Origin of the sequence: Oribacterium asaccharolyticum ACB7, from assembly GCF_000238075.1 — a bacterium.
Classification (GTDB): domain Bacteria; phylum Bacillota; class Clostridia; order Lachnospirales; family Lachnospiraceae; genus Oribacterium; species Oribacterium asaccharolyticum.
On the sequence record NZ_JH414504.1, the window covers coordinates 158,684 to 172,070 of the forward strand.

Consider the following 13,387-nt stretch of genomic DNA (forward strand, 5'->3'; position numbering starts at 1 on the left):
AGGAATGAGAGTCTTGATAGCGGATGATGAAGAACGAATTTGCGAGTTGATTCAGTTTTTGGGTGATTTTCAGGAGGAAGGCATGGAATGTCTCCCCTTTGCAAAGACGGGAAAAGAGGCTTTGGAAAGGGTGGAGAAAGAACTTCCGGAGCTTTTGATTACGGATATTAAGATGCCCGTTTTTTCAGGACTGGATATAGCCAAAGAAATTGCCAGAAAGAAACTTCCTACCAAGGTTATTATTATTTCCGCCTATTCAGACTTTTCCTATGCCAAGGAGGGAATACAGGCAGGGGTGTCGGACTATCTGTTAAAACCGATTAAGAAAAAGGAACTGCAGGAAAGCGTTCGGAAGATTAAGGAAGAATTGACTGGGCCAAGTCTGGAAACCATGATGAAAGATATGCCTTGCTCTCATTTGGTTTCTTTGTCTAAAAAGTATATTGACCGACATTTTGAGGAGAATATCGGTTTGGAGGAAGTGGCAGAGTATTGTAAGGTCAGCGCCTCTTATTTAAGCACACAGTTTAAGAAGGAATTGTCGCTTGGTGTCAATAAGTATATTTCAGGGCTTCGAATGGAAAGAGCCAAGCTGCTTTTGGCAGAGACCAATTTGAGTATTACGGAAATTGCCTCCCAACTGTTTTATTATGATACAAAATATTTTTCCAAATGTTTTTTTGAGAAAATGGGAATGAATCCCAAGGACTATAGGAATTCCTTACATGAAAATCGGAGTGAGTAAGACAGAACATAAATCGAAATCGGGACAAGGCTTAGTAAGAGCAGAGAAGAATGGTCTGAGTTCCTTATCCTCTCGCCTTCTTCGACTGTATGCTCTAACGCTGGCTTTATTTTTGTTATCTATTTTTATTATTTACCTACTGCTCGCAACAGGAGGCAGCTTCTTTCAGACGGGAATGAAACTGCTTCTTCTGGGGCTTCTATGTCTTTGTATATTGACACTTGCTTATTTTTATTATGACGTTCTCAGACCTTATAAAAGGTATCAGTCCACACTGCGAAGAGTCCTGGAGGGTTATAGCGAAGTGCAGGAATTGCAGGAGCTTCCGGTTTATCTGACAGAGGAAAGTCATGAAGAATACCATTATATTTCAGAAATCCTCAGTGCCAATAAAATTATAGAAGAAGGGGAAAAACTGGCCTATATACAAAACCTGCAAAACCAGATGAATCCTCATTTTCTCTATAATATTCTGGAAAATATTCGCTCGGAAAGTCTTTTAAACGGATTGGAGTCAGTAGCAAACATGGCAGAGCTTTTGGGTGATTTCTATCGTTATACCATTTCCCAGGAGGAGAACTTTGTTTCTTTAAAAGAGGAACTGGACAATACGGAAGTATATTTTCAAATTCAACGATTTCGTTTTTCTAAAAAACTGGAACTGGAAGTGAAGGTGCAAGAGGATTTGTTATCGCTAAAAGTACCAAGAATCTTATTGCAACCTATCGTGGAAAATAGTATTGTGCATGGTTTAGAGGGAAGAGAAACCGGAGGAAAGGTAGGGATTTCCATTAGCCGCAGTAATCGGCATGTTTATATTCAAGTCTCTGATGATGGCATCGGCATAGAGGAGGAGAAGCTAAGACAGATAAATGAAGATCTTCGGAATATCCGTAGAGGATTTCAAGGAGGTGTAGTGGGAAAAAGGGATATGGGGAAGGCCGGAATGGGAGTTTCTCTCCTGAATATTCAGGAAAGAATCCATTTGCTCTACGGACGGGAATACGGTTTATATTTGCAGTCCTTAGAAAATGCCGGAACGGATGTGTGCATGGTACTTCCCCGAAAACTTTCCGTAAAGCAAGAAGAGGAAAGTTTTATCAGTGAAAGTCTGAATCTTTTGTCCGAGGAAGAAAATGCTTTGATTATTAACACAATCAGTACTAAAGAGCCGGAAAAAGAAGAACTTCTCTTTGCTTTAGAGCTGTATCTGTCCGAGGGAACTCAATTTTCTGTAGAAAATCTATCCTTTCAGCTTTTTTCCGGAGAAAGCCTGATGCTTTTGTCTTTGGACAAACCTATTCCCAAGGACTTGGTCGTAGCCTTGAACGCTGAGAAAGAGTTGTATTACGGTTGTGTAAAGTCCTATGAGAGCATGATGAAAACTGTTCCGAAGGTCTGGATGGTAGGTGATGGTAGCTCTTTAATAGAGGGGCAGAATGTGCTTTCTAATCTTTTTGTCTATCAGCCGGAATATCCACATTTTCTCCTTCGAAATAAAGAATTGATTACAGGATATAAAGACTTGTTTCCGGAACTTTCCAAAGAAATTCCTTATCAAGAGCAGGTAGAAAATTTGGAAGAAAAACAGAGAATCTTAGTGGAAATCATGAAAGGAATGATTGCCGGCGCCAGAGTCTTTGCTTTATGGGAAGTCCATCTGGGGAAAGAGGAGGAGACAGAGCTTTATGCCTATATAGAAAAATGGAAGAAAGAAGGCCATGCCTTTTTGTTTTTCTCTTCTAAGCCTTCGGATGCTGAAAAGCCCTGTGAGCGATTGGGGATCTGGAAGGAGGGGAGAATATTGAAGATAATTACTAACTCACAGTAAAGGAGTCTTTTACTTTGGCAAAACGAAACACATTGATACTCTTCGCTTGCTGAGTCCGGAGTATTGCGGTATTTTATACGGGGATTGGGGCTTCACTCTTTCTTGCAGGAGTCCTTTTCGGCTATCCATTTTTGAAAATGTAAAGAGGGTAAAGATTGGAGGAATTATGCAGTATCAAATTATAGGAGATAACGATTGTCCCATCTTGGAAATCTACTTAAATGCAGGGGAAGCGGTGAAAATCGAACGCGGTTCCATGGCCTATATGTGCGGTGTGGAATTACAGGGGAAAATGAATTCCGGCTCAAACGGAGGCGGTCTTGGAGGTCTACTTAGTGCCGTGGGAAGAAGTATTGCTAGCGGAGAAAGTATGTTTATTACCGAAGCAAGAGGCGTGATGAACGGCGGAAGAATCGGTGTGGCTCCCGCCATTCCCGGGAAAATTGTTTGCTTACCGATTGGAGAAAAGCAGTATCGCTTAAATACGGGGGCCTTTTTGGCAGGAGATTATTCTGTAGGATATGCCATGAAGATGCAGGATATCGGGAAAGCTTTTTTTGGCGGTACAGGAGGACTTTTCGTGATGGAAACGGAAGGGCAGGGCGATGTTTTTGTCAATGCTTTCGGAGACCTTTTAGAGCTGGAAGTGCATCCGGATTGTCCGATGACCATTGACAATGACCATGTGGTAGCGTGGGATAGAAATCTGGACTATCATATTTCCGTGGCTTCCGGAACCTTTGGCTTTACCACCGGAGAGGGTCTCGTAAACCGTTTTGTAGGAGAAGGAAAGGTGTATATTCAGACTAGAAACTTAAGCAGTCTGGCTTCCGCTTTGCCTCTTGCCAGAATGAATAAAAATAGCGGAAAAGGCGGATTTTCGTTCTAGCTTGATTTTTCCTGTCAGAGAACGCCCGGCATAGCAAAAGAGAATCGGTAAAGCCGATTCTCTTTTTTACAAATCCATTTTATGAATTTCTTAGATTATTATAAGGACTGTGCTTATTGACAAAGGAGCGCAGAGTGTTAAAATATGAAAACGGTTTTCATTTTAAGGCAAAGAAAATGTGAAAATGACGGAGGAAGTATGGCTGAAAAAACCATTTATAAAACCCAACATAAAGAGGAGCTTTTATCCTACCTTTCTACTTGTCCCGGTATGCACTTTACGGTGTCGGATCTGGTTTCTCATTTTCGGGAGGAGGGAAAACCAATCGGCACAACCACGGTTTATCGACAGTTGGAGCGACTGTGCGAAAAAGGAGTGGTAAACAAATACATCATCGACCAGAACAGTCCGGCTTGCTTTGAGTATGTCGGAGAAGGGGAAAAGGCGGAGGAAGCCCATTCCTGTTTTCATTGCAAGTGCAATGTCTGCGGGAAACTCATTCACTTACACTGCCATGACCTTGAGGGGATGATGCAACACCTCCTTACGCACCACGGTTTTCACTGGGATTCCAAGAAAACGGTCTTCTACGGATTATGTGCAGACTGTGCCAAGAAAGAGGAGCAGAACAAACTATAGTATTTTCAAGAAAGGAGCCTCAAGATGAGACTGAAAAAATGCATTTTGGCGGGAGGAATCTTGCTTTCCACTGCCGTACTGTTTGCCTGTGGAAACAAGAGCGGTAAAGAAGCGGAGACAACAGCCGCTGCTGTAACAACCGATGCGGAAAAGAGTATGGAAACCGAAAAAAGTACGGATAAGCCCACAGAAGGAAAAAAGTTACAGATTGTGACCACAAATTTCCCCTCCTATGATTTTGCCCGTGCCATTACCAAAGAAGATGCGGATGTTACCATGCTGGTTAAGCCGGGTGCGGAAACGCACAGTTTTGAACCGAGTCCGCAGGACATTATCACCATTCAGAATGCGGATCTCTTTATCTATACCGGGGGAGACAGCGACGAATGGGTAGACGGAATTCTGGAATCCGTGCAGAATAAAAATTTCCATGTGTTTAAGATGATGGATGCCGTAAATCTCATCGAAGAAGAGACGGTAGAAGGCATGCAGGAAGAAGAGCATGAGCATGACCATGCGGATGCAGACCATGCGAATGAGGAAGCAGACCATGACCATGAAAAAGCGGATCAGGCTGAAGAGCATGAAGAGGAAGGTCCGGAAATGGATGAGCATGTTTGGACTTCCCCGAAAAATGCCATTACCATTGTAGAAAAGCTGGAAGAGACTCTTTCCGGACTTGATGAGAGCCATAAAGAGAACTTCAAGGCAAACAGTGACTCCTATGTCAAGGAACTTGAGGAGCTGGATAAGAGTTTTAAGGAAGTAGTGGACAGCGGAAAGAGAAAAGAAATCATTGTGGCGGATCGTTTCCCCTTTGCTTATTTCTGTAAGGAATACGGCTTAAGCTACTTTGCCGCTTTTCCGGGATGCTCAACCGATACCCAGCCGTCTGCAGCAACCATTGCTTTCTTAACGGATAAGGTTAAGGAAGATAAGATTCCGGTTGTTTTCCATATCGAAATGGGAAATGAGGATATGGTCAATGCCATCAGTAAAGATACCGGGGCAAAGAAGCTGCTGCTTAATTCCGTGCACAATGTGACAGACAGCGATTTTAAGGCAGGAAAGACCTATGTGGATCTGATGAAGCCGAATGTGGAAGCTTTAAAGGAGGCGTTAAACTAGATGTCCTATATATCCCTTAACAATGTTGGATTTTCCTACGAGGGAAAGACGGTATTGTCCGATATTCATTTCTCCGTAGAAAAAGGCGACTACCTTTGTATTGTTGGGGAAAACGGCGCAGGAAAAAGTACCCTTTTGAAGGGACTTTTGGGCTTAAAGAAAGCGAGTGAGGGGAGCATTGTCTTCGGAGACGGTTTGAAGGCAAATGAAATCGGCTACCTTCCCCAGCAAACCGAAAGCCAAAAGGATTTTCCCGCCAGCTGTTATGAGGTAGTAGAGTCGGGTAGATTAAATAAACTTTCGTTTTTCCTTTTTATTCGAAAGGAAGATAAGAAGAGCGTGGAAGACGCTATGGAGTACTTAAAGGTGACAGGTCTTAAGAAGTCTTGCTTCAGAGACCTGTCCGGCGGACAACGGCAGAGGGTTCTTTTAGCAAGAGCCCTCTGTGCCAGCGAAAAACTCCTCGTGGTGGATGAGCCGGTTGCCGGACTGGATCCTCTCGCACAGAAAGAGCTCTATGAAATGCTCGATAAGTTAAATAAAGAAAAGGGGATGACCATTATCATGGTTTCTCATGATGTGAAGGAAGTGGTGCAGCGTGCAAAAACCATTCTGCACCTTGACCGTACACAGCGCTTTTTCGGAAGTGCAGAGGACTATCTTTCCTCGAAGTGGGGGAAACTTTTGGTAAAGGAGGAAGAAAATGCTTAATTCTTTACTGAAAATGTTCCAGTACGACTTTATGATTCGTGCTCTTGTGGTCGGAGGTCTGGTTTCTTTGTGTTCCGCCCTTCTTGGAACAAGCCTTGTTTTAAAACGGTATTCCATGATTGGAGACGGTCTTTCCCATGTGGGCTTTGCGTCATTGGCCATAGCTTATGCCCTTAATTTCGCACCGATGTCGGTATCCATTCCGGTCTGTGTAGTGGCGGCATTTTTCCTCCTGCAGCTGGAAGAGAGCTCCAAAATAAAGGGGGACGCGGCTACGGCACTGCTCTGCAGCGGGGCTTTGGCTGTCGGTGTTATGACGATATCCCTAACCTCCGGAATGAATACGGATGTGTGCAACTATATGTTCGGATCCATTTTGGCCATCAGCCCTTCGGATCTTAGGCTTTCCGTCGTCCTTTCCATAGTGGTTTTATTCTTATATATTGTGTTTTATCCGCGGATTTTTGCGGTTACTTTTGATGAGAGTTTTGCGAAGGCCAGCGGTACCAATACACGCTTTTACAATATGGTTTTGGCACTTCTTACCTCCATTACCATTGTGCTCGGAATGCGCATGATGGGAACCTTGCTGATTTCCAGCTTGATCGTATTCCCTTCCATTACGGCGATGCGGGTATGCAAGAACTTCCTTTCGACGATTCTTGTAGCGGCGCTTCTTTCGCTCTTCGGTTTTATTGTCGGAATCAGTCTGTCCTTTTTGCACAGTATTCCTACAGGAGCGTCCATTGTTATTGTAGATATGATTTTGTTCTTCCTATTCTTAGGCCTTGAGATGCTGCGGAACAGAAAGAGTTAGGAGGAAAAATGAGGAATAAGGAGCAGAAGAATCGGAAAAGACATCCGATAGCAACGGAATTTTTCTGTTTGACTCGGCTTTACTTAAGGAAAACGGCGTATATTCTCTTTTCTCTTTTGTGTTTTTCTTTTGTTTTGACATCCTGCAAAAAGGAAAATAATGTGAGGAAATTACAAGATAAGAGCACGGAGGCAAGCGGATCATCCGTTTCGGAAGAAGAGGCTCTGTCCATGGCTAAGGATTTGGAAAGTCTGGAGCAAAAAGAGCAGGAGTCACTGGATAAGGAGTATGGTTCCAAAGATGACTCATCGACCGAGGCGGAAGCAAATGAAAATGCATCCGATGCAAAATCCGGAGAGAAGTCTCCCGACGGGAAGACGGAAGGGGAGGAAGAATCATATCCCTATGAGGATTATCCCTATGACCCGAAGGAAGACAGGGGAAAGGTAAACCTGGATAAGCCGGATATCGTAGTGGGAGACAAGCACTATGCAACGCAGATTAATGACTGGTATATGAACTTTCAAGATTATGAGGGGAAGACGGTCAGTATTGACGGCTATTACATGAACTTCGGGGGGTATACTCTGGTCGGAAGAATGGGACCGTCTTGTCCCTATTGTACCGGCGGCTATGTAAATTTTGAATTTAAAACGGACTTGGATTTGTCTAAGCTGAAATCAGAAGAATCCTGGATTCGTGTAAAAGGGATTCTTCGAAAAGGGAAGTATTCCATTTCGAACGATCTTTCTCAACTTATCTACTATATTGAAGCCCTGGATGTGGAAGAGCTTCCGGAGGTGGGGGTAGATACGGTGACGGACTAAAACATGGCGAGAATTGGTGACTTCGTTTATTCGACTTAAACGGATAAGCGAAAAAAGACAGTATTTGAAGAAGGACAGTGCTAGTCTAAAATCGGCAAATATTCCTCAATGGGAATGGTTTTCTCACCATGGTTTTTCTCTTGAAAAGCATCTAAAATAGAATTTATTTTCTGAAGGGTCCATTCTCCGGCGGAAAGAAAATTTTTCACCTGCAAATATTTTCCGATAAACAGAGAAGAGAAAAGGTCTCCGGTACCCCCAAGATTCAATTTTCTTTCTGTATAGGGGAGAGTATGAAATTCCTTTGTACTTTCTTCATAAAGGAAAATACAGGGCATTTCATCGATTTTCATGCTGGTGATACAGATATTTTTTGCACCTTTTTGAGCTAAAGAATAAATCAACTCTTTTGCTTCATCCAAGTTAAAATTATCCGGAACGGTTTTGAGGTCTGCCAGGAGGCAGGCCTCTGTTTTATTCGGGAAAATACAATCGGCGACCTGCATGAGCTGTTTTCTGCTTTCAATGTCCTTTTTTTGAAGGCCGTTATAAAGTTTTCCGTGATCCGCCATAATGGGATCGAAGAAGATATAGCTTCCTTTTTCTTTTTCCTCTTTTGCAAATTGGTAAATTTGATTTACCTGTGCATTTCCGAGGACAAAGCCGATAAAAAGTGCGGAAAAAGAAAAGCCGAGTTCTTTCCAAACGGAGAGGCTATGAAAGAGGTATTCTGTCGTATCCAGTATTTCCGCCTTTCCGTAATTTAAGGTATTCGATACCAGGGCAGTCGGAAGGGAAAAGACATCATAATGGAGCTTACCCAGTACGGCAGAGGCCATTCTAAGTGCCACCGTACCGTAGGAGGGAAAATCGCTTAAGAGCAGGATGGGCACATTTTTATTCTGAACGAGGGTCGCTTGCGACGCCTGCGCTATCTCATTAATATCTTTTTGCATGGTTCTATCTCCGTTTATGAATGATTATATTGCGAGAGTGCAAAAATATCTTCTGCTTAATCAAAGATTATAGGAAGCTGAATGCAGTGTAAAGAGTATAGCGCATTTTTATAAAAATATACCAGTTCCCAATATGGACAAATCATTTCTTAATCTTGACATTTTGGTACGAAAGATTAAAGTAGAAACAAAGAAACAAAGAAACAAAGAAACAAAGAAACAAAGAAACAAAGAAACAAAGAAACAAAGATTATATTTGGAGTAAGAGGGAAGAATATGAAAACGATTATGGATAGGAAAGCAAGCGAAGTGAAAAAGCTCAGTATTTCCCCTAAAAGGCAAATTACCATTCCCCAAAAGTTTTATACGCAACTGGGGTTTTCGCGTGGCGCAGAGTGCGAGATACGTGGAAAAGAGTTGATTCTACGTCCGCTTCAGGAGAATGGAGGAGAGTTTGCGGAAGAAATCCTTTCGGATTTGATTAAAGAGGGGTTTTCCGGTGAGGAACTCTTGCGAGCTTTTCGAAGTAGGCAGAAGCAAATTCGTCCGGCGGTGGAAGAGATGCTGAAGGAAGCGAAGAGAGTTGCTGAAGATAAAGTACCTTACTATACCATGCAAGAGGTGTTTGGAGAGAGGGGAGAAAAATAGGAATGCCGGAGCTTCGATTTCTTCCCGCAGCGGGTAAATATCTTAAAAAGTTAAAAGATAAAGGCTTAAAAGAAAAGTTTCACGAGGCTATCCAAACAATTTTAGAGAACCCATTCGTTGGAGAAGCAAAGAAAGGGGACCTGGAGGGGATATTCTGTCAGGATATATTTTATAATAAGACAAATTATGAGTTAGCTTATGCGGTTTATCAAGAAGAAGCTCAGATTATTATTGTTATTATGGCAGGAACTCGTGAAAATTTTTATGATAGTTTAAAGAGGTATAGGAAATAAGGATTTTTATCATTTTCTATTATTTATAGCGTATTCAAATAGTGTCTCGGATTCATCGGATAATCCATTCTATATTGCAAGAAAATCCGGCTTAGAAATCAATGTCAGATATAACTATAATTACTATATGGACTGTGGGACTAAAACGGAAAATCATAACCACCCCGGTTGACGGGTGGTTATGATTTAATGGTAATAGATTGCAATTTATCATGTGTTGGGAAAATATCTTAAAATTATCGTGCAATGTATTGCATATTTCGTGCAATGTATTTATTATTTACATAAATGCATAAGGAAAGAAGAGGAAGATATGGCAAAATCAACGACTAATATCAGCATTCGCATGGATAGTGAGTTAAAGGCGGAGGCGGAATCGCTCTTTAATGAATTGGGAATGAATCTTACAACAGCTTTCAATATATTTGTTCGACAATCTCTTCGAGAGGGGGGGATTCCGTTTGATGTGAATCTTCGTGTACCCAATAAAGAGACAATGGCTGCCATTGCCGAAGCGGAAAGGATTGCAAAAGATTCTGCTGTTAAAGGCTATACGGATTTGGATGAATTATTCGCTGATTTAAAAAGATGAAAGAAAGCAAACTGACCGTTAAGTTAACGACAATATTTAAAAAAGATTATAAGATGGCAATGAAGCTATAAGTTATACAAGCTATACCGACAATCTATGGCAGAGGGAGGAGAAACTCCCTCTGTCTTCGTTTACACATCTCCTCTTCTGTGTTAGAGTAAAGCCTTGCAAGAGGAAAAGGAGGGTATTTATGAAGAAAAAATTACTGGTAACTCTTGGTTTGGCATCCGTGCTTGCTTTAGCGGCTTGTTCCAAGCCTGCGGAGAAGGCGGAAAGTAAGGGAGATGAAAGTATTTCCGCGGAAGAAAAAGGAACGGAAGCCAAGGCAGAAGAAAAGACGGAGGAAAAGGGAGAAACCGGGGAGGAAAAAACCTATAAAGTAGGAATTTTAAAGTTTATGGACCATCCTTCACTCAATCAGATTGAGGACAGCCTTTGCACAGAGCTGGACAGTCTTTCCAAGGACGGCGTAAAGTACGAGTATAAGGAGTACAAATTAAACGGGCAGGGCGATGCCTCTGTACTAAACCAGATGACGGCACAGCTTCTTGCAGATAAGGTGGATGTTATTGTTCCGATTGCCACTCCTGCAGTACAGGTGGTACAGTCCGCTACGGAAGGGAAGAATGTTCCCGTCGTTTTCTCCGCAGTATCGGATCCGGTTTCCGCAAAGCTTGTCAAGTCCATGGAAGAGCCGGGCGGTATGATTACCGGAACTTCCGACTATTTGAATACGGATGCCATTATGAATTTGATTTTTGCGGCAAATAAGGATGCAAAGAAAATTGGACTGCTCTACTCAAAGAGTGAGGACTCTTCCAAGGCTCCTATTGAAGACGCAAAGAAATTCTTAGCGGATAAGGGTGTGGAAGTGGTAGAAAAGACCGGAACGACTACCGATGAAGTAAATCAGGCAGTGGATGCTCTCATTGCAGAAAAGGTGGATGCGATTTTCACTCCGACGGATAACACCATCCAGAAAGCGGAGCTCAGCTTCTATGAGAAATTGCAAAAGGCGAAGATTCCTCACTACGGCGGAGCCGATTCCTTTGCTTTAAACGGTGCTTTTGCCGGCTACGGTGTAGACTATGTACAGCTCGGAAAGGCAACAGCGGATATGGTGGATGAGGTTTTACACGGCGGAAAAGAAACGGCAACGCTTCCTGTACAGACCTTTGACAACGGTATTGCGACTGTGAATACCGATACAGCGGAAAAACTCGGCTTTTCCATGGATGAGTTAAAGGAAGTCTTTAAGCCCTACTGCACAAAGGTAGAAGAAATCAAGACCAATCAGGAATTTGCAAAATAAATTTTTACACGAAATTCTGTACGGAGAAGATAGCACTGCTATCTTGATAAGTAGTACAGGATGAATTTGAGAACAATTTTTATGCCGAAGCGGAGTGGATAACGAGGCTTCGGCATTCGAGTAACATTAAATAAATTCGAGTAACATCAAGTAAATTCAAGTAGAATAAGTAGGATGAGTATGGCTGAATTTTTTACGATAGGAATTATTAAGACTGCTTTGGAAATCGGGCTTATTTATGCGCTGGTTGCTATGGCCCTTTTTATTTCCTACAGTATCTTAAATATCGCGGATCTTTCCACGGACGGATCCTTTACGCTCGGTACTGCGGTATCGGCAGTGTTTACGATTTCCGGGCATCCCATACTGGGAATTTTTATGGCAATGCTTTCCGGCTCTCTTTCGGGCTTTTGCACCGCTTTTTTGCAAACGACGCTCGGAATTGAAAGTATCCTTGCCGGAATCATTGTGAATACCGGGCTTTACACCATTAACCTTGCAGTAATGGGCTTTTCCTCGAATCTTTCCATATTTGGAACGGACACGGTATTTACCCTGTTTGCAGGGGAAAATCCCTTCCTTTCCGAGTGGGGAACGCTGATTCTCCTTCTTCTTATTTTACTGGTAGTGGCTTTTGCTTTACGTTGGTTCTTCGGAACGGGGCTCGGGCTTTCCATTCGTGCAACGGGAGACAGTCCGGCTATGGTACGGGCATCTTCCATTAACCCTGCATTTACGATTACGGTAGGACTCTGTCTTTCCAATGCCTTAACCGGTCTTTCCGGAGCTTTGATTGCTCAGTACAATAAAGCCTCGGATATCAACTTGGGAAACGGTATGGTCACGGTAGCGCTTGCTTCTCTTGTAATCGGAGAGACGCTTTTCGGGAAGAGAAAGCTTCTTGGAAGAATCCTCGGGGTTATCGGCGGAGCGATTCTTTATCGTTTGGTCATTGCTCTTGCACTTCGCCTGCGTGTTCCGACAGAAGCTTTTAAGCTGGTCAGCGCTTTAATTGTTGCTCTTGCGATTTCTTCCACAAGAATCAAAGAGCTTTTCCACTACGCAAAGCTCAGAAGAAACGCGATGCGGGAAAGGGGAGAAAATGCTTGATTTAAAGAATATTTCCAAAACCTTTAATCCGAATACCATTCACGAGAAAAAGGCACTGGAAAACCTTTCTTTGCACCTTGATAAGGGAGATTTTGCGACCATTGTAGGAAGTAACGGGGCGGGAAAGTCCACCCTTTTTAATGCCATTTCGGGCTCTTTCCTTTTAGACAAGGGCAGTGTTATTTTGGAAGGAAGGGATATCACTTTCTTACAGGAGCATAAGAGAAGTGCCTTTATCGGAAGGCTTTTTCAGGATCCCTTGATGGGTACGGCTCCTCATATGAGCATTGAGGAAAATCTTTCGGTCTCCTACATCAGGGCGAGCGGTCTTTCCTTATTTTCCCGTGCGGGAAAGAAGGAGAGAGCCTACTTTAGAGAGCAACTAAGTCTTCTTGATATGGGATTGGAAGATCGAATGAATCACCCTGTAGGTCTTCTTTCCGGAGGACAGAGACAGGCACTCACACTTTTAATGGCGACCATGGTTACGCCGAAGATTCTGCTTCTTGATGAGCATACGGCGGCACTGGATCCGGGAACCGCGGAAAAGGTGCTTTCGCTCACAAAAAGAATTGTTGCGGAGCGGGAAATCACCTGCCTTATGATTACTCACAATATGCATCAGGCACTGGAGCTTGGAAACAGAACCTTAATGATGGACAGCGGAAAAATCGTTCTGGATCTTTCCGGAGAAGAAAGAGAGCATCTCACGGTGGATATGCTTCTTCGGAAGTTTTCCGAGAAGGCGGGGAAGGCTTTGGATAACGACCGTATTTTACTGTCCTAAGAAGAGAATCCGGAAACAAGAGAGAAGAAGATTTCTGTAAAAAGTGAAAAAGGTAGAGGATAAAGTAAAAAGGAGGCAGTTCAGCACGTAGAGACAATTTTT

Annotated in this window: 15 protein-coding genes; 14 read left to right on the forward strand and 1 reads right to left on the reverse strand. The window is 42.9% G+C overall.

The window, feature by feature from the left end; translation table 11 throughout:
* The first annotated feature begins 4 nt into the window (after positions 1-4).
* The 8 genes from HMPREF9624_RS00625 (at position 5) to HMPREF9624_RS00660 (ending at position 7,587) form a co-directional block, all read left to right on the forward strand.
* Entirely contained in the window at positions 5-745 is a 741-nt protein-coding gene (locus tag HMPREF9624_RS00625; RefSeq protein ID WP_009536066.1) for a response regulator transcription factor, read from the forward strand.
* Positions 726-2,576 (forward strand): histidine kinase, encoded by a 1,851-nt coding sequence (locus HMPREF9624_RS00630; RefSeq protein ID WP_009536067.1) that lies wholly within the window; start codon positions 726-728, stop codon positions 2,574-2,576. The genes HMPREF9624_RS00625 and HMPREF9624_RS00630 overlap by 20 nt, the downstream gene beginning before the upstream one ends.
* A 166-nt stretch (positions 2,577-2,742) precedes the next feature.
* The gene (locus HMPREF9624_RS00635) at positions 2,743-3,465 is read left to right on the forward strand and encodes a TIGR00266 family protein (protein WP_009536068.1); all 723 of its coding nucleotides are present in this window, start codon (positions 2,743-2,745) and stop codon (positions 3,463-3,465) included.
* A gap of 198 nt (positions 3,466-3,663) precedes the next feature.
* Positions 3,664-4,104, forward strand: a complete 441-nt coding sequence (locus HMPREF9624_RS00640; protein WP_009536069.1) for a Fur family transcriptional regulator — start codon at positions 3,664-3,666, stop codon at positions 4,102-4,104.
* A 24-nt stretch (positions 4,105-4,128) separates the two neighbouring features.
* Positions 4,129-5,232 carry a metal ABC transporter substrate-binding protein gene (locus HMPREF9624_RS00645; protein WP_009536070.1) on the forward strand — a complete coding sequence of 368 codons (1,104 nt, stop codon included), beginning with the start codon at positions 4,129-4,131 and terminating at the stop codon, positions 5,230-5,232.
* Positions 5,233-5,943 carry a metal ABC transporter ATP-binding protein gene (locus HMPREF9624_RS00650; RefSeq protein WP_009536071.1) on the forward strand — a complete coding sequence of 237 codons (711 nt, stop codon included), beginning with the start codon at positions 5,233-5,235 and terminating at the stop codon, positions 5,941-5,943.
* Positions 5,936-6,760 carry a metal ABC transporter permease gene (locus HMPREF9624_RS00655; RefSeq protein ID WP_009536072.1) on the forward strand — a complete coding sequence of 275 codons (825 nt, stop codon included), beginning with the start codon at positions 5,936-5,938 and terminating at the stop codon, positions 6,758-6,760. Before HMPREF9624_RS00650 ends, HMPREF9624_RS00655 begins: the two co-directional genes overlap by 8 nt.
* Before the next feature lie 161 nt (positions 6,761-6,921).
* Positions 6,922-7,587 (forward strand): TIGR03943 family putative permease subunit, encoded by a 666-nt coding sequence (locus HMPREF9624_RS00660; protein WP_242822598.1) that lies wholly within the window; start codon positions 6,922-6,924, stop codon positions 7,585-7,587.
* Between the two features lie 80 nt (positions 7,588-7,667).
* Here the strand turns inward: HMPREF9624_RS00660 and HMPREF9624_RS00665 are convergent, their stop codons facing one another.
* A complete protein-coding gene (locus HMPREF9624_RS00665) occupies positions 7,668-8,543 on the reverse strand; it encodes a bifunctional hydroxymethylpyrimidine kinase/phosphomethylpyrimidine kinase (RefSeq protein ID WP_009536074.1) in 876 nt (291 codons plus the stop codon).
* Positions 8,544-8,819: 276 nt separating this feature from the next.
* Here HMPREF9624_RS00665 and HMPREF9624_RS00670 point away from each other — a divergent pair, with 276 nt between their 5' ends.
* The 6 genes from HMPREF9624_RS00670 (at position 8,820) to HMPREF9624_RS00695 (ending at position 13,285) form a co-directional block, all read left to right on the forward strand.
* Positions 8,820-9,191 carry an AbrB family transcriptional regulator gene (locus HMPREF9624_RS00670; RefSeq protein WP_009536075.1) on the forward strand — a complete coding sequence of 124 codons (372 nt, stop codon included), beginning with the start codon at positions 8,820-8,822 and terminating at the stop codon, positions 9,189-9,191.
* 2 nt (positions 9,192-9,193) lie between these two features.
* Positions 9,194-9,484, forward strand: a complete 291-nt coding sequence (locus tag HMPREF9624_RS00675) for a type II toxin-antitoxin system RelE/ParE family toxin (protein WP_009536076.1) — start codon at positions 9,194-9,196, stop codon at positions 9,482-9,484.
* A gap of 313 nt (positions 9,485-9,797) precedes the next feature.
* A complete protein-coding gene (locus HMPREF9624_RS00680; RefSeq protein ID WP_009536077.1) occupies positions 9,798-10,076 on the forward strand; it encodes a type II toxin-antitoxin system RelB/DinJ family antitoxin in 279 nt (92 codons plus the stop codon).
* A gap of 190 nt (positions 10,077-10,266) precedes the next feature.
* On the forward strand, positions 10,267-11,388 hold the full coding sequence (locus HMPREF9624_RS00685) for an ABC transporter substrate-binding protein (protein ID WP_009428650.1): 1,122 nt from the start codon (positions 10,267-10,269) through the stop codon (positions 11,386-11,388).
* 180 nt (positions 11,389-11,568) lie between these two features.
* Positions 11,569-12,498 (forward strand): ABC transporter permease, encoded by a 930-nt coding sequence (locus HMPREF9624_RS00690; protein ID WP_009536078.1) that lies wholly within the window; start codon positions 11,569-11,571, stop codon positions 12,496-12,498.
* Positions 12,491-13,285, forward strand: coding sequence for an ABC transporter ATP-binding protein (locus tag HMPREF9624_RS00695; RefSeq protein WP_009536079.1), 795 nt, complete (start codon positions 12,491-12,493; stop codon positions 13,283-13,285). Before HMPREF9624_RS00690 ends, HMPREF9624_RS00695 begins: the two co-directional genes overlap by 8 nt.
* Positions 13,286-13,387: the final 102 nt, after the last annotated feature.

Bases quoted from the DNA above. Each gene is read 5' to 3' on its own strand.
- HMPREF9624_RS00655 (WP_009536072.1), top strand. From the start codon at position 5,936: ATGCTTAATTCTTTACTGAAAATGTTCCAGTACGACTTTATGATTCGT.
- HMPREF9624_RS00645 (WP_009536070.1), top strand. From the start codon at position 4,129: ATGAGACTGAAAAAATGCATTTTGGCGGGAGGAATCTTGCTTTCCACT.
- HMPREF9624_RS00675 (WP_009536076.1), top strand. From the start codon at position 9,194: ATGCCGGAGCTTCGATTTCTTCCCGCAGCGGGTAAATATCTTAAAAAG.
- HMPREF9624_RS00665 (WP_009536074.1), bottom strand. From the start codon at position 8,543: ATGCAAAAAGATATTAATGAGATAGCGCAGGCGTCGCAAGCGACCCTC.
- HMPREF9624_RS00685 (WP_009428650.1), top strand. From the start codon at position 10,267: ATGAAGAAAAAATTACTGGTAACTCTTGGTTTGGCATCCGTGCTTGCT.
- HMPREF9624_RS00650 (WP_009536071.1), top strand. From the start codon at position 5,233: ATGTCCTATATATCCCTTAACAATGTTGGATTTTCCTACGAGGGAAAG.
- HMPREF9624_RS00630 (WP_009536067.1), top strand. From the start codon at position 726: ATGAAAATCGGAGTGAGTAAGACAGAACATAAATCGAAATCGGGACAA.
- HMPREF9624_RS00625 (WP_009536066.1), top strand. From the start codon at position 5: ATGAGAGTCTTGATAGCGGATGATGAAGAACGAATTTGCGAGTTGATT.
- HMPREF9624_RS00635 (WP_009536068.1), top strand. From the start codon at position 2,743: ATGCAGTATCAAATTATAGGAGATAACGATTGTCCCATCTTGGAAATC.
- HMPREF9624_RS00640 (WP_009536069.1), top strand. From the start codon at position 3,664: ATGGCTGAAAAAACCATTTATAAAACCCAACATAAAGAGGAGCTTTTA.
- HMPREF9624_RS00670 (WP_009536075.1), top strand. From the start codon at position 8,820: ATGAAAACGATTATGGATAGGAAAGCAAGCGAAGTGAAAAAGCTCAGT.
- HMPREF9624_RS00680 (WP_009536077.1), top strand. From the start codon at position 9,798: ATGGCAAAATCAACGACTAATATCAGCATTCGCATGGATAGTGAGTTA.
- HMPREF9624_RS00690 (WP_009536078.1), top strand. From the start codon at position 11,569: ATGGCTGAATTTTTTACGATAGGAATTATTAAGACTGCTTTGGAAATC.
- HMPREF9624_RS00695 (WP_009536079.1), top strand. From the start codon at position 12,491: ATGCTTGATTTAAAGAATATTTCCAAAACCTTTAATCCGAATACCATT.